We start from the raw sequence: 18,459 nt of genomic DNA, 5'->3' as shown, positions 1-18,459 counted from the left end.
CGGGCTTCTTTCTTTTGGACGCGCCTGTACGACTAGGGCGTGCTCTCCCACAGCCCCACGGCCGCCCCGGCCGGGTCGGTGATGATCGCGAAGTTGCCCATCCCGGCCACCTCGGTGGGCCCGACCATCTGACTGGCGCCCAGCTTGGCCGCCTCCTGCAGGCCGACGTCGAGGTTGTCGACCCCCAGATAGGCCAGCCAGTACGACGGCACCTCCGCCGGCAGCACGTCGGGCAGCGCCATCATCCCGGCCATCACGTGGCCGTTCTCGGCGAAGGTCGTGTATTCGTGCTCGCCCATGGCCCGGGAGTCGGCGGTCCAGCCGAAGACGTCGCCGTAGAACTCCTTGGACGAGAAGGTGTCGCGGGTGATCAGCTCGCTCCAGTTGAGCGTGCCGGGCTCGTTGGCCAGTTGGGCGCCCTTGTGCTCGTCCGGCTGCCAGGCGCAGATGAAGGCCCCGGCGGGGTCCATGTACGCGGCCATGCGGCCCTCGCGCATGATCTGCATCGGCTCCGCGACGATCGTGCCGCCGCTGTTGCGGACCATCTCGGTGGTCTTGCCGACGTCGTCGGTGCAGATGTAGGTGTTCCAGGCGGCGGGCATGCCCTCCTGGTAGACGGGGCCGATCCCGGCGACCTTCTTGCCGTGCAGCTGGAACTGCCCGTAGCCGCCGTAGTCCTCGCTCTCGTCGAAGACGGCCGTCCAGCCGAAGAGCTCGGTGTAGAAGTCCGTGGACGCGTCGATGTCGGGAGTGGACACGTCCACCCAACAGGGCACGCCGGGTGCATAGCCCGTGAACTCGGACATGCGCCACCCTCCTTGAATCTCAGCCATGGGGACAATTCCAGCCTTACACGTACAAACCCGGCTATCGCGGAGCGTGGCCGTTCCCGGAGGAAGCCTTTACCGGCCCGGTCGCGGACGGAGGCGGGGTGCTCACTCCCTACACTCGATGGCATGGAATCCGCCGCGGTCGAGGTCCGCGATCTGGTCAAGCGCTACGGCCGGGTCACCGCGATCGACCACCTCGACCTGCGCTGCCGCCGGGGCGAGGTGACCGCCGTCCTGGGGCCCAACGGTGCCGGGAAGACCTCCGCGATCGAGATCTGCGAGGGCTTCCGCACCTTCGACGCGGGCTCGGTCCACGTCCTCGGACTCACGCCCGACGACCCGGCGCTGAAGCCGAGGATCGGGATCATGCTCCAGTCGGGCGGCACACCGCAGGCGGCCCGCGCCGGAGAGTGGCTGCGGCTGGTCTCCCGGTTCCACCGGAACCCGCTCGACCCCAGGGCCCTGCTCGAACGGCTGGGGCTCGCCGAACACGCCCGCACCCCCTACCGGCGCCTGTCCGGCGGCCAGCAGCAGCGGCTCGGGCTCGCCGCGGCCGTCGTCGGCCGTCCCGAACTGGTCTTCCTCGACGAGCCGACGGCCGGGCTCGACCCGCAGGCCCGGCACGCCTGCTGGGACATGGTCCGCGAACTGCGCGCGGCCGGGGTGTCGGTGGTGCTGACCACCCACCACATGGACGAGGCAGAGAAGCTGTCCGACCACGTCGTCATCATCGACCGGGGCCGCGTGGTCGCCGAGGGCTCGCCCGCCGAGCTGACCGGCGCCGAACGCCAGCTCCGCTTCCGCGCCCGCCCCGGGCTGAACCTCGACGAACTGCTCAGCGCGCTGCCCCCGGGCTCGGCCGCCAAGGAGTCACCGGCGGGCCACTACATCATCGAGGGCCACGTCGACCCGTCGCTGCTGGCCACCGTGACCGCGTGGTGCGCGACCGAGGGCGTGACGACCGAAGACCTCAGCATCGAGCGGCGCACCCTGGAAGACGTCTTCCTGGAACTGACCGGACGGGAACTGCGATGACCACCCTCGACCTGTCCCCGGCGCCCGGCGCGGCGCCGCTCGCGCGGATGGTGCTCGCCCAAGCGGGCGCGGAGGTCCGCGCCACCCTGCGCAACGGCGAGCAGCTCCTGCTGACCCTGATCATCCCGATCCTGCTGCTGGTGGGGTTCTCCAAGGCGCCTTTCCTCGACGTCGCGGGCCCCAAGGTCGACTTCGTGGCGCCCGGCGTGATCGCCCTGGCGGTCTTGTCGACGGCGTTCACCGGGCAGGCCATCGCGACCGGCTTCGAGCGGCGCTACGGCGTGCTGAAGCGGCTGGGGGCCACTCCCCTGTCTCGGACGGGGTTGATGCTGGCCAAGACCACCGCCGTGATCGTGGTGGAACTGCTGCAGATCGCCGTGCTGGTGCTGGTCGCGCTGGCGCTGGGCTGGTCGCCGCACGGCAATCCGCTGACCGTGCTGCTCCTGGTGATCCTCGGCACGGCGGCCTTCAGCGGCCTCGGGCTGCTGATGGCCGGCACGCTGCGCGCCGAGGCGACGCTGGCCGGGGCCAACCTGGTCTACCTGCTGCTGCTCGCGCTGGGCGGGGTGGTGCTGCCGATCACGGCGTTCCCCGAAGGCATCCGGCCGCTGCTGGAGATCCTGCCGATCACGGCGCTGACCGACGGGCTGCGCTCGACGCTGACCGGGGTCGGCGGGTTCCCGATCGGGGCCGCGCTGGTGCTCCTGTCGTGGGCCGTACTGGCGCTCGCGGCGGCGGCCCGCTGGTTCCGCTGGGAGTAGCTCCGAGGGGCGTCTCACCGATCGGATATCAGCAGCAATGCCGGTGTTTGCCCATTACACTGCTGACCGCTGGTTTCGGGGTGAGGAGTGGACAGGGTGACCGCTGACACGGAAGTGTCCAAGCCGTGGACCAGGGCCGCCGGAGCCGTTCCGCCGCCCGCGCTGGTGATGCTGGGCATCGTCTCGGTGCAGATCGGGGCGGGGCTGGCCAAAGACCTCTTCGCCCAGCTCTCACCCACGGCCGTGGTCTTCCTCCGCATCGCCACCGGGACGCTGGTGCTCGTCGCGTTCGTCCGGCCCAGGCTCAGGGGGCTCTCGTGGCAGAGCGTCAGGATCGGGCTGGCGTTCGGGGTCATCCTCGCGGTGATGAACCTGACCTTCTACGAGGCGCTGGCCAGGCTCCCGATCGGGATCGCGGTGGCCATCGAGTTCATGGGACCACTGGGGGTGGCCGTGGCCGCCTCGCGCCGCAAGCTCGACGTGGTGTGGGTGGTGCTGGCCGGGACCGGGATCGTGCTGCTCGCGCCGTGGGGGAACGCCGCCAACGCCGACTGGGTCGGGATCGGGTTCGCCGCGGCGGCGGGGGTCTGCTGGGGGGCGTACATCCTGCTGTCGGCGTCGGTGGGGCAGCGGTTCCCCGGCACGTCGGGGCTCGTGTTCGCCATGATCATCGCGACCGTGGTGGTGGCGCCGCCGGGGATCGCCTCCGGAGGTCTGGACCTGCTCGACCCCACGATCCTGCTGATCGGGCTCGGCGTCGGGCTGCTGTCGTCGGTGATCCCCTACTCGCTGGAGCTCGAGGCGCTGCGGCGGATGCCCAAACGGGTGTTCGGCATTCTGATGAGCCTCGAACCCGCCGTCGCCGCGATGGTCGGGCTGGTCGTGCTGGGCGAGGTCCTGCATCTGCGGGAGTGGGCCGCGATCGGGTGTGTGGTGGTCGCCTCGATCGGGGCCGCACGTTCGGGGTGAACTACTCCGGCTTGTTGGCCCATATGCCGCGCACGTGCTGAATGTGGTGTTTCATCACGTGTTCTGCCGCACGGCTGTCGCCGGCGATCAGGGCATCGAGCAGTTCGACGTGTTCGCGGGCCGAGTCGACCAGTTTCCCGGCGTCGGCCAGGCTTTTCAGGCCGTAGAGGCGGGCCCTGCTGCGTAGTTCGCGGACCACCTCGACCAGGTGGGCGTTGCCGTTCAGACCCAGCAACTCGACGTGGAAACGCAGGTCGGCGTTGACATAGGTGAGCAGGTCGCCGCGTTCGGCGGCGGTGACGATCTCGCGGGCCAGCGGGCGCAGCCGTTCGAAGTCGGCGCTGAGCCCCGACCCGGCCAGCTTGGCGACCGTGGGCACCTCGATGAGGCGGCGGATCTCGGTGATGTGGTCGAGATCGGTGTCGGACATCTCGGTGACCCGGAAGCCCTTGTTGCGCACCGCCTCGACCAGGCCTTCTTTGGCAAGGTCGAGCATCGCCTCCCGGACGGGGGTCGCCGAGACGCCGAACTGGGCGGCGAGCACCGGCGCGGAGTAGACGACCCCCGGCCTCATCTCACCCGCGACCAGCGCGTCTCTGAGGGCTTGCGCGACCTGTTCGCGCAGGCTCTGCCGCTCACCTACGACCGGCAGGCCGAGCCCCTCTGCTGTGGCCATTCCACTCCCATCCGTGACGTCGGACCTGGTGATCGTACCGGTTCGGACCGGTACGCGACCGCGAGGTCACAGGAGGAAACCCTGCGGAAACGGGTCCCCGGGATCAAGGAAGTACTGGGCGGTGCCGGTGAGCCAGGCGCGACCGGTGATGTGCGGCACCACGGCCTGCCGATCTTCGACCGTGGCGGTCGCGACCAGGCGTCCGGTGAACCGCGTCCCGATGAACGACTCGTTCACGAATTCGGCGTCAATGGGCAGTTCGCCGAGGGCGTGGAGCTGGGCCATCCGGGCGCTGGTGCCGGTCCCGCACGGCGAGCGGTCGAACCAGCCGGGGTAGATCGCCATGGCGTGCCGCGAGTGCCGCGCGGTGGACCCGGGGGCGAGAAACTGCACGTGGTGGCAGCCGCGGATGCCGGAATCCTCCGGGTGGACGGGCTCGTTCTCATTGATCACATCCATGATCGCGAGACCCGCGTCCAGGATCTGCTGCTTGTACGCCCGGTCGAACGGCAGCCCCACCGACTCGATCGGCAGGATGGCGTAGAAGTTGCCGCCGTAGGCCAGGTCGTAGGTGAGTTCACCGAACCCGTCGACCTTGATCGTCTTTTGGAGGTCGACCGCGAAGGACGGCACGTTCTCGATCGTGACCGACTCGGCCACGCCGTCGCGGACCGCGACCGACGCGGTGACGAGACCGGCGGGCGTGTCGAGCCGGATCGTGGTGACCGGCTCGACGACCTCGACCATGCCGGTCTCGACCAGTACGGTCGCCACGCCGATCGTGCCGTGGCCGCACATCGGCAGGCAGCCGGAGACCTCGATGTAGAGCACGCCCCAGTCGGCGTCGGGCCTGGTCGGCGGCTGGAGGATGGCGCCGCTCATGGCGGCGTGTCCTCGGGGCTCGTACATGAGCAGAGTGCGCAGGTGATCGAGGTGGGCCATGAAGTGCTCGCGGCGTTCGGCCATGGTCGCGCCGGGGATGACCCCGACGCCGCCGGTGATCACGCGGGTGGGCATGCCCTCGGTGTGGGAGTCGACGGCGTGGAAGATCCTTCGGGTGCGCACGTCACATGACCTTCTCTGTCGCGGCGCGGATCTCGGCCGCCGTGGCGGGAGGGAGCGGCAGGCGGGGCGGCCGGCAGGCGCCGCCATTGAGGCCGGCCACGTCCATCGACAGCTTGATCGCCTGCACGAATTCTACCCGTGCGTCCCATCTGAGCAGGGGGTGCAGATCCCGGTAGAGCGGCACGGCGGTGTTCAGGTCGCCGGCCGCCGCGGCCCGGTAGAGGTCGACGCACTGGCGGGTCACCGAGTTGGGGAACCCGGCGATCCAGCCCTTCGCCCCGGCGGTGAGCAGCTCCAGCACCACGTCGTCCGACCCGACGAGGAGGTCGAGGTCGGGGGCCACCTCGCGGATCTCGTAGGCGCGGCGCACGTCGCCGCTGAACTCCTTGACCGCCACGATCAGGCCCTCGCCGAACAGCTTGGCCAGCAGCGCCGGGGTCAGGTCGACCTTCGTGTCGATCGGGTTGTTGTAGGCCACGATCGGCAGGCCCGCCTTGGCGACGGTCCGGTAGTGCTCCAGCACGGCGTTCTCATCGGCCCGGTAGGCGTTGGGCGGCAGCAGCATCACGCTGGCGCACCCGGCGTCGCGGGCCTGCTCGGCCCAGGTCAGCGCCTCACGGGAGCCGTAGGCGGCCACGCCAGGCATCACCCGGTCGCCGCCGACGGCCTCGACGGCGGTCCGGACCACCCGGGCCCGCTCGTCGGGCGTCAGGGTCTGGTATTCGCCCAGCGAGCCGTTGGGCACCACGCCGTCACAACCCTCGTCGACGAGCCGGCGGCAGTGCGCGGCATAGGCGTCGTGGTCAACGGTGAGGTCACCGGTGAAGGGGAGCGCGGTGGCCACCATGATGCCGTGCCAGGGTCGGATCATGTGCTGTCCTCTCGATCGTGCAGTGTCAGGTCTGCGAGGGTGATCGGCTGGGCGAACGGTCTCTTCTGGGGGGCTGGCTCGTGCCCGGTCAGCCGGGCGACGGCGTGGCCGCACATGCGGCCCTGGCACCAGCCCATTCCGGGCCGGGCCAATAGCTTGACCATTCTGGGATCGTCGGCGCCGAGGTCACGGGCCTCTTCGATCGCGGTGACCGTGACCTCTTCGCAGCGGCAGACGAGGGTGTCCGGTCTGAGCCAGTGCTGCCAGCCGTCGCGTACCGGATAGGAGAGTTCCAGGGCCCGCGCGAAACGGCGCAGGCGGCGCTTCTCGGCGAGCAGCCGGGGCGGCGGCTCGCCGATCAGGGCGTGGACGGCCAGAGCGCCCTCCACCACGGCGGCCTGCGCACCCGCGACCCCCGCGACCTCACCGGCGGCCAGCACCCCGTCGACGGAGGTCCGCTGCCGGTCGTCGGTGACGACGTGATCGCCCTCGGTCCGGCAGCCGAGCTGGACCAGGAGGTCGACCTGCGGGGTGAAGCCGTAGCCGACGGCGAGGGTGTCGCAGTCGACGGTGCGCCAGGCGTAGGGCTTCCAGTCCTTGGTGATCTTGGCGACGGTGACGCCCTCGACGGAGTCCTTGCCGTGGGCGGCCACCACGGCGTGTCCTGTTCTGTACGGTACCCGCGCGTCCGCCAGCCTTCGCGCGAAGGCGACGGCCTCTCTGGCCTTCGACGGGACCCGGGCCAGTGCGGCGGCCATGTGGGGCGAGGGGCGGTTGGCCTCCAGTACCTCCTTGACGCGCACCCCCGCGTCGAGCAGCGTGACCGCGACCGGCAGCAGGAAGGGCCCGGTGCCCGCCACGACGATCTCCTCGCCGGGCTTGACCCGCTCGCCCTTCACCAGGGCCTGGGCACCACCGGCGGTGAGAACGCCCGGCAGATCCCACCCCGGGAACGGGATGACCTTGTCGTGGGTGCCGGTCGCGACCAGCAGGGTCGAGGCGGTGGTCGTGGTGGACGCGTGGATCTGGAAGCCCTCTCCGGACTTCTCCACCGCCCACACCCGCTGGCCCAGCTTCACGTCGATGCCGGTCAGGCGGGGTTGCGTGGCACCCCGGAGGTACTGACCGCCGGTTCTGGCGTAGGCGTCGACGAGCGCGACGCTGAGCCCACGCCTGGCGGCGACCCTGGCGGCGGTGAGGCCGGCGGGCCCGGCCCCGATGACGGCGAGATCGTAGATCATGGGCCTACCTCATCAGCCTGGCCGGCGCCGGTGTGGTGACATGTCTTCACGGGCCGGGCCTCGGTCGAGCCGTCGATCCTGAGGGCTTGCATTCTCACGGGCTCACCTCGTCGCCGGAGCGAGCGACGGTCTGGCAGGCCCGCTGGTCAGGAGTGCCGTTGACGGTGAGCAGGCAGTCGAAGCAGGCGCCGATGGCGCAGAACAGCCCGCGCGGCCGGTTCCCGAACCGGGTGGTCCGCCACGACCGGATCCCGGCGGCGTGCAGCGCCGCGCCGATCGACTGTCCCTCCTCGGCCGTGATCGTGCGTCCCTGGAAACCGAACTCGATCATGCGAACCTCCCCGGGGCGAAGGGCGCCGGATCTCGCGGGGTCGGCTCGCCGGTGATCTGCGCGGTGATCATCTCGGCGGTGGCCGGAGCCAGTCCGATGCCGGCGCCCTCGTGCCCGCAGGCGTGGAAGAGGTTCTCCAGCCGCCAGTCGGGCCCGATGACCGGCAGATGATCCGGCGAGTACGGCCGCAGCCCCGCGTAGGCCCGCATGACCTGCCGGTCGGCCAGGACGGGAAACAGCCCGATCGCCTGCCGGGCCAGTTTCGCCAGGACCCTGTAGTCGATCGAGGTGTCGTAACCGACCCTTTGCCGCGAGGCCCCGATGAGCACGGTCCCTGCCTGGGTCGACTCGATGACGCCCGACGTCTCCAGCCCTTCGGCGTCGCTGGCGACGTTGGTGATGTAAGCCGCCGTGTAGACCTTGTGCCTGATCGGCGGGACGACGAAAGGCTGCGTGACCAGGATGAACCCCTTACGCGGCCGGATCGGGAGCGGTGCCTGGGCGAAGCTTCCGGCCCAGGTCCCGGCGGCGTTGACGACCGCGTCGGCGTAGACGTCGCCCTCACCGGTACGGACCCCGATCACCCGGTCGCCGGAGACGAGAAAACGCTCTACGGCGGTCCGGACCAGCCGGGCGCCGGAGGCCTTGAGCAGGCGCGCGGCGGCCAGCATGGGCTGCACCTGCGCGTCCTGCGGGTAGTGGACGCCACCGGCGAGACCGTCGGCGATGTGCGGTTCGAGTTCGCGGAGGTCCCCCGCCGCGATGCAGGTGGCGACGACGTCGGCCGGCGCAGGTGCGGCGCCTTCCGGGGTGCCCACTTCGGATCCGGCGATCCGGCCGTGCTGCTGCTGGCGCTCGGCGAAGATCACCAGGGCGTCCAAGACCTCCTGGGTTTCGGCCACGACCAAGCCGCCCTTGGGGTCCCACTCGAAGCCGCCGCACTCCTCGGCGAGTTCTCGCCACAGTTGTGTCGACCTCAGCGCAAGGTCCAGTTCAGGGCCCGGTTCCTTGTCGGACACCAGGATGTTGCCCTCGCCGGCGCCCGTCGTGCCGGACGCCACTCCCCCGCGATCGACTACCGTTACCCGCAGACCGGCGCGGGTCAGGAAGTATGCGCACGAAGCGCCCACGATCCCGGCTCCCACCACGAGGACGTCCACGGTTTGTACCATGTCACATGACATATCAGGCCGCAAGAGGGACCGGTACCCACCGCACCTAGCATTGACGCCGTGAAGCGTCTCCTCTCCTCCGTCTGGTCTCCCTCCGCCCGGAACATGCGGGCCTGGGCGCTGGCGGCGGTCGTCGTCAACGCGGGCATCACCGTGACGGGTGCCGCCGTGCGGCTCACGGGGTCCGGGCTCGGCTGCCCCACCTGGCCCCGGTGCACCGCCGACAGTTTCGTCCCGGTCGCCCATCCGGACCACTCGCCGATCAACACCGCGATCGAGTTCGGCAACCGGATGTTCAGCCTCATGGTGCTGGCCGTCGCCATCGCGGTCTTCCTGGCCGCCTGGAAGCTGAAGCGGCGCTCGCTCATCCCGCTCGCGCTGGTCCAGCCGCTCGGGGTGATCTTCCAGGCACTGTGGGGCGGGCTGGTGGTGCGGACCGCGCTCAACCCGGTCACCGTCAGCGTCCACTTCCTGGTCTCGATCGGGATGATCGCGGCGGCCTACATGCTGTTCGCGCGGTCGACCGAGGGCGACGGGCCGGTGGTTCCCACAGTGCATCCGTGGATCGTCACGCTGGGGCGGGTGCTGACCGGGGCCATGCTGGTGCTGCTGGTCGCGGGCGTCGTCACGACGGGCACGGGGCCCCACTCCGGCGACGAGCGGGCGAGCAGGTTCGACTTCGACATCGAGGTCGTGGCCCGCATCCACGCCGACATCGTGTGGGTCGTCATCGGGCTGACGTTCGCGCTGCTGTTCGCGCTCTACCTCACCAAAGCGCCCGAGCAGGCCAAGCGGGCCGCGCTGATCCTGTTCGGCGTGGAGCTCGCGCAGGGGGTCATCGGCTACGTCCAGTACTTCCTCGCCGTCCCGGCGCTGCTGGTCGGGTTCCACGTGCTGGGGGCGGCCCTGGTGTGGATCGCCACGCTGCGGGTCGTCCACATGCTGCGGGTACGCACCGAGATCACGGAAGTCGTGAACCACGACGCGGTCGCCCGCGTCTGACCCTTCGTGAAACGTGCCGTTTTCCTGGGCGCCGTCGCGGCCAGTCTGCTCGCGCTGGCGCCCATGACGTGGGCGTGGCTCTCCAGTGAGGGCCACCGGATCGACACGAACCACCCCGGCTGGACCGCCGAGGTCCCGGTGGCGCCCGTCGCGCTGGTGCTGGGCGCGGGGGTGAACGGCGACTGGCCGTCCGCGATGCTGCGCGACCGCCTCGACATCGGCGTCGAGCTCTACCGGGCCGGGCGGGTGAAGGCGCTGCTGCTGTCGGGCACCAACCACATCAAGGAGTACGACGAGCCCACGGTCATGCGCGACTACCTGCTGGCCAGGGGCGTTCCTGCGGCGGCGCTCGTGCTCGACTACGCGGGCCTGGACACCTGGGACTCGTGTGTACGGGCCAAGAAGATCTTCGGGGCCGTCCAGGTGACCGTGGTCACCCAGACGTTCCACCTGCCCCGCGCGGTGACGCTCTGCCGGGAGGCCGGGCTGACCACCTTCGGCGTCGGCGACGACTCCCAGCGGAAGTACGCGCTGACGACGTACACCTATGCGGCCAGGGAGTTCTTCGCGACCGCCAAGGGCTTCCTCGACGCGGTCGTGCTCAAGTCGGAACCGAGGTTCCTGGGGCCGTACGAGACCTCGCTCGACACGGCGCTGGCAGCCTCCCACGTGCGGGGCCCGATTCCCGACGCGATGGACCGAAAGATGGCACCGCTGGAGTCCGTCGTCGAGGAGACGACCCGCTCATAGCGGCTGAGCTGGGGATTCCCGTGAATCTTTCAGCCCCAGGGTCAGCCACAGTAGATGTCGGCGATCGTCGGGGCGTCCTTGGCGTCCCCCTTGAAGCCGGCCGTCTCGGTCGCGCCGGGCGCCAGGACCTTGTTCCACTTCTCGGCGTGGATCATCACCGAGGGCCCGCTCTGCATCCAGGTGCCGTTCCACGACTGGGTGACCTTCGCCTCCAGCGGGACGTTCCACTGGACGTACCAGTCGTTGATCGGCGTGGTCCCCGTGTTGGTGATCTTCACCTCGCCCTGGAAACCGCCAGGCCAGGTGGTGATCAGCTTGACGTCGGCGGTGCACTTCGCCGTGGCGGCCACGGGTGACGGCGAGGGGTGGAAGTGGACCGGCTCGGCGCTCACCCCGGTGACTCGCCAGACGACCAGGGCGATCCCGGCGACGAGGGCGAGGACGGCGAAGGCGGTCAGGGAGTTCTTCTTCAACGGGGGGCCTCCAGACATGACAGATCAACACATGTCACGTGGGAGTCGGGCCCGCCGGAATTGAAACACGGCCCCCGGCCGGAGCGCCAGGGGCCGTGGGATTTCAGGTGGTCACTTCACGTCCGCTGCGGAGGACGACCAGTAGAGCGCCTTGGCCACCTGGGCGAACAGGCCCTTCGGGTGGTTGCGGAACATCGGCTCGGTGCCGAACATGACCACGGCCGCGCCGCGCTCGTCTCGGCCGCTGACCACGGCTGCCTGGCCCCGGGCGGCGTCCTGGCCGCCCGCGCCGTTGGTGTTCGCCCGCCAGTGGCCGCTGACCAGCGGACCGTCGGTCGCGTAGGCCTGCTCGACGCGGACCTCCTGGCCGAGGCCGGTGAACCAGCGGGGCGAGTAGACGAACGAGTGGGCCGGGGCGTCGCCGCCGACCGGACCGCCCGTGGAGGTGACCTTCACCACGCCGTTGGCGTCGCTGCGCCCGGCGACCGGGGTCAGCGTGAGCAGGCCGGCGGCGCCGTTGAAGGTCGAGCCGGTGCTGCCTCGGGTGACCACGCCGCCCGTCGTCAGGTAGGCGTCCAGCCCGGCCTTCGCCTCGGCGTTGAGCTGGCCGTAGTTCAGGCCGCTGGAGACGAAGAGCACGTCGGTCGCGCTCCAGTCGAAACCGGCGTTGAGCACGGCCGTCGACACCGGGGTGACCTGGAAGCCCAGCTCACGCAGGGTGAACAGCTCGTCGGCCGAGACCGCGGCGGCGACCCGGACCTGGCCGAGCTTGGTGCCGGCACTCGACGAAGCCTGAGTGAAGGTGACGTCGTACGTGCGGGCGACGCCCTCGGCGGCGCGGCGGGCCGAGGCGGGGATCACGGCGGTGCCGTTGTCCGCCCAGTTGACCTGCACACCCTGGCCGAGCAGGTCGTTCACGGCCTGGATCTCCCGGCCGTCGGTGACCCGCAGGGCCAGCGAGCGGTTCGTCCACGGCACCGAGCCGTCGAGATCGGCCTTGTCGACCTGGCGGGAGTCCACCTTCAGCGAGCTGATCGAATCGACCGTGGCGCCCCACAGCAGGGCGTGGCTCCAGCCGGAGATGTCGTACATGGAGTCGACGCGCGGGGTGATGTCGGCGCCCGGCTCCAGCATCACGTTCGCGATGCCGCGCTTGGGCTGGTGCATGTCGACGATGTAGGAGCCCTCGGCGTAGAACTTCCCGTTGGCGTGGAAGGCCCGCTTGGCCTTCTCCACCCGCACGTCGTTGGCGATCAGGTGGTCGACCAGGCGCGCGGCGGCGGTGACCGAACGCTGCTTGTCACCCGCCGGGATCACGTAGGCGCGCGGGAAGGTGGTGTTGTAGACGTCCTCGGGACCGAAGCCGGGCACGATGTCCAGCGGCACCTGCTTGGAGGCCTCACCTGCGGCGCCCCGGCGGAACGTCTCGATCTGGTCGGCGATGAGCTGGTCGTGGCGGTCCTGCACGAAGGTGTACGTGGCCCGCATCACCGCCGCCGCGATGTCGGTGTTGATCGCGGAACGCCGCCGCAGCTCCTCGACCGGGAGGTTGTTGTAGTCGGCGTTGTTGACCCGCATCGGGAACTCGATGGTGTGCGAGGCCACCGCGCCCTGGAAGGGGGCGTACTGCGGGGTGAAGATCGGGGGCCAGTCGTCCCAGCCCTCGGCGTCGTCGCGGAACGGGATGGTCGGCGGGTTCACGCCGTCCTTCTCGGGCGTGTAGCCGAGGCCGAGCACGGCCTGCTCCATGCCGAGACCGTTGGCGTAGGTGTTCTTGATGAACAGGTCGTACTCGTAGTTGGCGCCGTGCGGCGGGGTCGTCGGCTCGATGAGGGTGCCGTTGACGTAGCCGTGCAGGTCGATCATGGCGACCGGCTGGGTGTCGATCATGACCTGGCGCATCGCCTGGACCTCGGGCTGCGAGGCGGTGATGAAGTCGCGGTTCATGTCGAAGCCGGCGCCGTTGGCGCGGGTGTTGCCGAACCGGCCGTCGGGGTTGGCGGTGACGTTGAAGTAGAGCCGGGTCCTGTTCAGCAGGTCGACGATCTTCTTGTCGTTGCTGGTGGCCAGCTCCTCGATCACGCGCAGGGCGGCGTCGGTGCCCTCCCACTCGTTGCCGTGGATGTTGTTGTTGACGAACACCGGCGCCTTGTACTTCCCGGGCAGCTTCCGGTCCTTCGCGGCCTTCGCGGAGTCGTTCTCGATGCGGTCGCGGATGGCGTCCTGCTCACGCGTCTGGCTCTTGCTCTCCGGCGCGGTGACGGTCACCAGGTAGAGGTCACGGCCCTGGTGGGTCTTGGCGATGATCTCGACGCTGACGCGGCTGCTGCGGGCCTGGAGGGCGTTCAGCTTGCCCGCGATGGCGTGGTAGGGGGTGAGGCCGAGTTTGACGGAGGCGTCGGCCGCGTTCTCCGCCGGCACCGGCAGGCGGTTCTGCCGGGGGTAGCCGCGCTCGTTGTCCCGGAAGTCCCGGAAGAAGGGGAACTGCTTCAGCCGCTCGGTCGCGGCTGCGGGGGTCTCGGCGGTCAGCGCTCGTAAGGTGCCGGCGGTCTGCTCGGAGAGGCCGGCCGCCTCCTCGTTTCGCTCGGGACCGTTGCCGAAGTCGCGGGTCGTCACCCCGGGCGGCGGGGTCGGCTCGGCGTAGGCCGAACCCGTCGGAACGAGGAGCGTGGTGGCCGCGACGGCGACGCTCAGGAGGGCGATGGGGGCACGCAAGAGAGAACCTCCGTGATCAGGGTGCGTGCCCCATTCCTAAGATCAAATGTGATATTTCACAAGATCTCACAGGAAACTCTCATCAATGCCACGGCGGCGGGACGGCCATCTGCTGCGGCGGCGGCACGGGGAACATCCCGCGTGAGTAGGCCATCAGGTCGGCCAGCGACCGCTGGGTGATCAGGAAGTCGTCTTCCGACACCCCGCCGCGCACCGCCCGCTCGTGGAGCAGCCCGAGTTCGGTCGCGGCGAGCTGGTAGTCGCTCATCGCCCGCTGCCCGAGCCGCCCGCCGTGGGTGCGGGCCCATTTGCGGGCGTCGCGCCGGTGCTTCAGCGAGGAGAGCATGACGATGTCGGCGGAGGTGATCAGCCCGGTGCGCTCGTAGGGCGGCAGATAGTGCTGGATCATGCCGACCACCCGCTTGCGGTCGCGCACGATGACCCACAGCTCCAGGAAGAGCAGCGCCATCAGGATCAGGTAGGCCACGATCAGCCCGTTGAAGCCGGAGAACGAGGCGAATCCGTTCCACAGGCCGTGCAGGATCATCGCGCCGATCCAGCCGAAGATCACCATCCACACGCCGCGCGCGCCCCGGTTCTGCGGCTGGGCGGCGTAGGCGACCGCGATGCCGATCAGCGAGGTGAACAGCGGGTGGGCGAACGGCGAGAGCACCCCGCGCAGGACCACCGTGGCGGCCAGCCCCTCTGGACCGTTCTCGGTCAGGGCCGCCAGGTAGTAGCTGACGTTCTCGGACATCGCGAAGCCGAGGCCGACCATGCTGGCGTAGATGATGCCGTCGGTCGGGCCGTCGAGCTCCTGCCGCCGGTAGCGCAGGAACCCCACCAGCACGAGGCCCTTCATCGACTCCTCGACGAGCGGGGCGCCGAAGGTGGCGACGTAGTTGCGGGCGCCCTCGGGGTCGCCCAGCGCGTTTTCCACGTAGATCAGGTTCAGCGAGTTGAGCAGACCGGCGAACAGCACCGCGATGCCGGCGCCCCACATGAACGCGAAGACCAGGTTGCTGCGCGGTTCGGGCTCCATGCGGTCGAGCGCCAGCACCCCCGCCAGCAGCAGGGGTACGGGGGCGATCGCCGCCGCCAGGGCGATGAAGAACTGGACCGGATCACCGTTGAGGATGTCGAACGAGAAGGACACCGTCGCGCAGATGCCCGCCAGGACGAGCCCGATGATGAGCCCGAAAGACGGGCGTCCCCTCAGCACTGATCGCGGATTCCGGCTCGCCATTCCGCGAGCGTAACCGAACCTCGACCCTCTGTCCGCTCAGGCGATCAGGGAGTCGATGGCCACTGCCAGGAACAGGAGCGCCAGGTAGATGTTCGACCAGTGGAAGAAGCGCATCGGGCGCAGGTCCACGCCGGTCTTCCCGGATCTCAGGCGGTGACGCAGGGCGTACACCTCGAAGAGACACGCCGCGCCGAGGACCGCCGCGACGGCGGGATAGAACAGCGAGGTGCCGGCCACCGGCCAGAGCAGCATCGAGCAGACCACGGTCGCCCACGTGTACCAGATGACCTGCTTCACGACCGTGGCCTCGGTGGCCACCGTCGGGAGCATCGGCACCTTCGCGGCGGCGTAGTCGTCGCGGTAGCGCATCGCGAGGGTCCAGGTGTGCGGCGGCGTCCAGAAGAACACCACGCCGAACAGCACGACCGGCGCCCAGGCCATGCCGCCGGTGATGCCGGCCCAGCCGATCAGCACGGGCATGCAGCCGGCGATTCCCCCCCAGACGATGTTCTGCGACGTGCGCCGCTTCAGGAACATCGAATAGAACAGGACGTAGAAGAGGATCGCCCCCAAGGAGAGGGCGGCGGCCAGCCAGTTGACGGTCAGCGCGAGGCCCAGCGTGGAAGCGGCGCCCAAAATCACGCCAAAAGTGAGCGCGCCCTTCGGGGACACCGTGTGGCGGGCCAGCGGGCGGCGCCGGGTGCGCCGCATCACCTCGTCGATGTCGCGGTCGATGTAGCAGTTCAGCGCGTTGGCGCTGCCCGCCGACAGGGTGCCGAACACCATGGTGTTGATCGCGAGCCACAGGTCCGGAAGGCCCTTGGCCGCGAGGAACATGACCGGCAGCGTGGTGATCAGGAGCAGCTCGATGATCCGCGGCTTGGTCAGCGCTATGTAGGCACCGATGACCTCGCCTGCGCCACGGCGAACTGCGGCGGGGGCCATCGCTTCGTTCTTCATGAGCACCGTCAAGGCGCTTCCAGCACGTGCGGGGTCAACGCGTAACCTCGGGATGAGAGCGGGATCTCCGGGCATGCAGCCGGAACTAGGGGAATCACTTTAGTGGGACGGGGCCGTGGTCCCTGAATCGGGGCTGCTCACCCACCTTCTGATCGTTTGGAGGGTGGGCTACCAGACGGTACGCATCCCCACCCGTTAGGGTCCCGTGTGGGCGGGAACGCCTGAACCGCGTAGTGAAACAAAGAGGGGATCGAGCGAGTGAGCAGTACGGGTCTTGAGTGGAGCGACCTCGATCGGCAGGCCGTCGACGTGGTGCGCGCCCTGGCGATGGACGCTGTCGAGAAGGCGGGCTCGGGACACCCCGGAACGGCGATGAGCCTGGCCCCCGCCGCCTATCTGCTGTTCCAGAAGACGATGCGGCACGACCCAACCGATTCCCACTGGGTGGGCCGTGACCGATTTGTCCTGTCCTGTGGGCATTCTAGCCTCACACTTTACATCCAGCTGTTCCTGTCCGGTTACGGCCTGAGCCTCGAGGACATCAAGGGCCTGCGCCAGTGGGACAGCCTGACCCCCGCCCACCCCGAGCACGGCCACACGCTCGGCGTCGAGACCACCACCGGCCCCCTCGGCCAGGGCATCGGCAACGCCGTGGGCATGGCGATGGCGGCCCGCCGCGAGCGCGGCCTCCTCGACCCCGACGCCGCCCCCGGCACCTCCCCCTTCGACCACCACATCTGGTGCGTGGCCTCCGAGGGTGACATCGAAGAGGGCATCAGCCACGAGGTCAGCGCCCTCGCGGCGCACCAGCGCCTGGGCAACCTGACCGTGGTCTTCGACTCCAACCACATCTCCATCGAGGACGACACCCAGATCGCCCTCTCCGAAGACGTCGTCGCCCGCTACGCCGCCTACGGCTGGCACACCCAGACCGTCGACTGGACCGCCACCGGCGAATACGTGGAGGACGTCGCCGCCCTCGACGCCGCCCTGGAGGCCGCCCGCGCCGAGACCGACCGCCCGTCGTTCATCCGGCTGCGCACGATCATCGGCTACCCGGCCCCCAACAAGCAGAACACCGGCAAGATCCACGGTTCGGCGCTCGGCGCCGACGAGGTGGCCGCCACCAAGAAGGTCATGGGCCTGAACCCCGCGGAGTCCTTCGTGGTGCCCGAGGCCGTGCTGGCCCACTCCCGCCAGGTCGCCGAGCGCGGCCGGGCCGCCCACGCCGAGTGGGAGAAGGGCTACCAGGACTGGCGCGCCGCCAACCCCGAGCGGGCCGCCCTGCTCGACCGGCTGAGCTCCCGCGAGCTGCCGACCGGCTGGACCGAGGCCCTGCCGTCCTTCGAGGCCGGCGGCTCGGTCGCCACCCGCAAGGCATCCGGCGAGGTGCTGAGCGCGCTGGCGCCGGTGCTGCCGGAGCTGTGGGGCGGTTCGGCCGACCTGGCCGAGTCGAACAACACCACGATGAAGGGCGAGCCGTCCTTCATCCCCGAGGAGTTCCAGACCAAGGAGTTCCCCGGCGGGCCCTACGGCCGCACGCTCCACTTCGGCATCCGCGAGCACGGCATGGGCTCGATCCTCAACGGCATCGCGCTGCACGGCGGCACCCGCCCCTACGGCGGCACCTTCCTGGTCTTCAGCGACTACATGCGCCCCGCGGTGCGCCTGGCCGCGCTGATGAAGCTGCCGGTCACCTACGTCTGGACGCACGACTCCATCGGCCTCGGCGAAGACGGCCCGACCCACCAGCCGGTCGAGCACCTGTGGTCGCTGCGCGCCATCCCCGGCCTCGACGTGGTCCGCCCCGCCGACGCCAACGAGACGGCCGCCGCCTGGCGCGTCATCCTCGAGCACAACGACCGTCCGGCCGCGCTGGCCCTGACCCGGCAGAACCTGCCGGTCTACGCCGGCACCGCCGACGCCACCAAGGTCGCCAAGGGCGGCTACGTCCTGGAAGACGCCTCCGACGGGCAGCCGCAGGTCGTCATCATCGGCACCGGCAGCGAGGTGGAGATCGCCCTCGGCGCCCGCAAGCTGCTGGAGGAGCAGGGCTTCCCGACCCGGGTCGTGTCGATGCCGTGCGTCGAGTGGTTCCAGGCGCAGGACTCGGCCTACCGGCAGGAGGTCCTGCCCCCGAATGTTCACGCGAGGGTCGCCGTCGAGGCGGGAATCGCGCTGGGCTGGCGCGAGTTCGTAGGAGACGATGGCGTCGTGGTGAGCTTGGAGCACTTCGGGGCATCTGCTCCCTACAGAACCCTTTACGAGCAGTTCGGCCTCACGGCGGAGCGCGTGGCCGCGGCGGCGAAGGCCTCGCTCGCCAAGACGGGCGCCGACAAGGGCGAGACGACGGGAAACTGAA

Annotated in this window: 17 protein-coding genes; 6 read left to right on the top strand and 11 right to left on the bottom strand. The window is 69.8% G+C overall.

Translation table 11 applies throughout. The features are described 5' to 3' along the window. Positions 1-32 precede the first annotated feature (32 nt). Positions 33-806 (bottom strand): VOC family protein, encoded by a 774-nt coding sequence (locus AW272_RS21570; protein ID WP_066368136.1) that lies wholly within the window; start codon positions 804-806, stop codon positions 33-35. Positions 807-956: 150 nt separating this feature from the next. On the opposite strand from AW272_RS21570, the gene AW272_RS21565 reads away from it, so the two are divergent. From AW272_RS21565 to AW272_RS21555, 3 genes are all read left to right on the top strand, one after another. After that, complete coding sequence (locus AW272_RS21565) at positions 957-1,865, top strand: ABC transporter ATP-binding protein (protein WP_066368133.1); 909 nt, start codon at positions 957-959, stop codon at positions 1,863-1,865. Beyond that, the gene (locus tag AW272_RS21560; protein WP_066368130.1) at positions 1,862-2,626 is read left to right on the top strand and encodes an ABC transporter permease; all 765 of its coding nucleotides are present in this window, start codon (positions 1,862-1,864) and stop codon (positions 2,624-2,626) included. The genes AW272_RS21565 and AW272_RS21560 overlap by 4 nt, the downstream gene beginning before the upstream one ends. A gap of 96 nt (positions 2,627-2,722) precedes the next feature. Beyond that, entirely contained in the window at positions 2,723-3,595 is an 873-nt protein-coding gene (locus AW272_RS21555; protein ID WP_245657658.1) for an EamA family transporter, read from the top strand. A gap of 1 nt (position 3,596) precedes the next feature. On the opposite strand, the gene AW272_RS21550 is transcribed toward AW272_RS21555, so the two are convergent. The 6 genes from AW272_RS21550 to AW272_RS21525 all read right to left on the bottom strand — a co-directional run bounded on the left by AW272_RS21550 (position 3,597) and on the right by AW272_RS21525 (position 8,939). Then, the gene (locus AW272_RS21550) at positions 3,597-4,271 is read right to left on the bottom strand and encodes a GntR family transcriptional regulator (RefSeq protein WP_066368125.1); all 675 of its coding nucleotides are present in this window, start codon (positions 4,269-4,271) and stop codon (positions 3,597-3,599) included. A 66-nt stretch (positions 4,272-4,337) separates the two neighbouring features. Further along, a complete protein-coding gene (locus AW272_RS21545; protein ID WP_066368123.1) occupies positions 4,338-5,336 on the bottom strand; it encodes a proline racemase family protein in 999 nt (332 codons plus the stop codon). Position 5,337: 1 nt separating this feature from the next. After that, positions 5,338-6,207, bottom strand: coding sequence for a dihydrodipicolinate synthase family protein (locus AW272_RS21540; protein WP_066368121.1), 870 nt, complete (start codon positions 6,205-6,207; stop codon positions 5,338-5,340). Next, complete coding sequence (locus AW272_RS21535) at positions 6,204-7,448, bottom strand: NAD(P)/FAD-dependent oxidoreductase (protein WP_066368119.1); 1,245 nt, start codon at positions 7,446-7,448, stop codon at positions 6,204-6,206. Before AW272_RS21535 ends, AW272_RS21540 begins: the two co-directional genes overlap by 4 nt. A 94-nt stretch (positions 7,449-7,542) precedes the next feature. Further along, positions 7,543-7,779, bottom strand: a complete 237-nt coding sequence (locus AW272_RS21530; RefSeq protein WP_066368117.1) for a (2Fe-2S)-binding protein — start codon at positions 7,777-7,779, stop codon at positions 7,543-7,545. Next, positions 7,776-8,939, bottom strand: a complete 1,164-nt coding sequence (locus AW272_RS21525; protein ID WP_245657657.1) for an NAD(P)/FAD-dependent oxidoreductase — start codon at positions 8,937-8,939, stop codon at positions 7,776-7,778. Before AW272_RS21525 ends, AW272_RS21530 begins: the two co-directional genes overlap by 4 nt. A gap of 72 nt (positions 8,940-9,011) precedes the next feature. Between AW272_RS21525 and AW272_RS21520 the strand changes: the two genes are divergently transcribed. After that, a complete protein-coding gene (locus tag AW272_RS21520) occupies positions 9,012-9,953 on the top strand; it encodes a COX15/CtaA family protein (protein WP_245657656.1) in 942 nt (313 codons plus the stop codon). A 6-nt stretch (positions 9,954-9,959) separates the two neighbouring features. Continuing rightward, positions 9,960-10,703, top strand: a complete 744-nt coding sequence (locus AW272_RS21515; RefSeq protein WP_066368105.1) for a SanA/YdcF family protein — start codon at positions 9,960-9,962, stop codon at positions 10,701-10,703. A 41-nt stretch (positions 10,704-10,744) separates the two neighbouring features. Here AW272_RS21515 and AW272_RS21510 read toward each other — a convergent pair whose 3' ends face one another. The 4 genes from AW272_RS21510 to AW272_RS21495 all read right to left on the bottom strand — a co-directional run bounded on the left by AW272_RS21510 (position 10,745) and on the right by AW272_RS21495 (position 16,097). Then, the gene (locus AW272_RS21510) at positions 10,745-11,176 is read right to left on the bottom strand and encodes a cellulose binding domain-containing protein (RefSeq protein ID WP_066368103.1); all 432 of its coding nucleotides are present in this window, start codon (positions 11,174-11,176) and stop codon (positions 10,745-10,747) included. A 111-nt stretch (positions 11,177-11,287) separates the two neighbouring features. Continuing rightward, complete coding sequence (locus tag AW272_RS21505) at positions 11,288-13,891, bottom strand: M14 family zinc carboxypeptidase (protein ID WP_066368101.1); 2,604 nt, start codon at positions 13,889-13,891, stop codon at positions 11,288-11,290. Between the two features lie 82 nt (positions 13,892-13,973). Then, on the bottom strand, positions 13,974-15,137 hold the full coding sequence (locus tag AW272_RS21500; RefSeq protein WP_066368098.1) for a PrsW family intramembrane metalloprotease: 1,164 nt from the start codon (positions 15,135-15,137) through the stop codon (positions 13,974-13,976). A gap of 36 nt (positions 15,138-15,173) precedes the next feature. Further along, on the bottom strand, positions 15,174-16,097 hold the full coding sequence (locus tag AW272_RS21495; RefSeq protein WP_066368617.1) for a heme o synthase: 924 nt from the start codon (positions 16,095-16,097) through the stop codon (positions 15,174-15,176). Positions 16,098-16,424: 327 nt separating this feature from the next. Between AW272_RS21495 and tkt the strand changes: the two genes are divergently transcribed. Beyond that, complete coding sequence (gene tkt / locus AW272_RS21490) at positions 16,425-18,458, top strand: transketolase (protein ID WP_245657679.1); 2,034 nt, start codon at positions 16,425-16,427, stop codon at positions 18,456-18,458. Position 18,459 lies beyond the last annotated feature (1 nt).

Origin of the sequence: Herbidospora mongoliensis (assembly GCF_001570545.1) — a bacterium.
GTDB lineage: Bacteria > Actinomycetota > Actinomycetes > Streptosporangiales > Streptosporangiaceae > Herbidospora > Herbidospora mongoliensis.
Note: the sequence above shows the minus strand (reverse complement) of the source record. Positions and strands in the feature narration are given on the sequence as shown.

Excerpts from the sequence above, each read along its gene's own strand:
- AW272_RS21550 (WP_066368125.1), bottom strand. The coding sequence starts at position 4,271 with ATGGCCACAGCAGAGGGGCTCGGCCTGCCGGTCGTAGGTGAGCGGCAG.
- AW272_RS21565 (WP_066368133.1), top strand. The coding sequence starts at position 957 with ATGGAATCCGCCGCGGTCGAGGTCCGCGATCTGGTCAAGCGCTACGGC.
- AW272_RS21530 (WP_066368117.1), bottom strand. The coding sequence starts at position 7,779 with ATGATCGAGTTCGGTTTCCAGGGACGCACGATCACGGCCGAGGAGGGA.
- AW272_RS21570 (WP_066368136.1), bottom strand. The coding sequence starts at position 806 with ATGTCCGAGTTCACGGGCTATGCACCCGGCGTGCCCTGTTGGGTGGAC.
- AW272_RS21540 (WP_066368121.1), bottom strand. The coding sequence starts at position 6,207 with ATGATCCGACCCTGGCACGGCATCATGGTGGCCACCGCGCTCCCCTTC.
- AW272_RS21535 (WP_066368119.1), bottom strand. The coding sequence starts at position 7,448 with ATGATCTACGATCTCGCCGTCATCGGGGCCGGGCCCGCCGGCCTCACC.
- AW272_RS21500 (WP_066368098.1), bottom strand. The coding sequence starts at position 15,137 with ATGGCGAGCCGGAATCCGCGATCAGTGCTGAGGGGACGCCCGTCTTTC.
- AW272_RS21560 (WP_066368130.1), top strand. The coding sequence starts at position 1,862 with ATGACCACCCTCGACCTGTCCCCGGCGCCCGGCGCGGCGCCGCTCGCG.
- tkt (WP_245657679.1), top strand. The coding sequence starts at position 16,425 with ATGGACGCTGTCGAGAAGGCGGGCTCGGGACACCCCGGAACGGCGATG.
- AW272_RS21495 (WP_066368617.1), bottom strand. The coding sequence starts at position 16,097 with ATGAAGAACGAAGCGATGGCCCCCGCCGCAGTTCGCCGTGGCGCAGGC.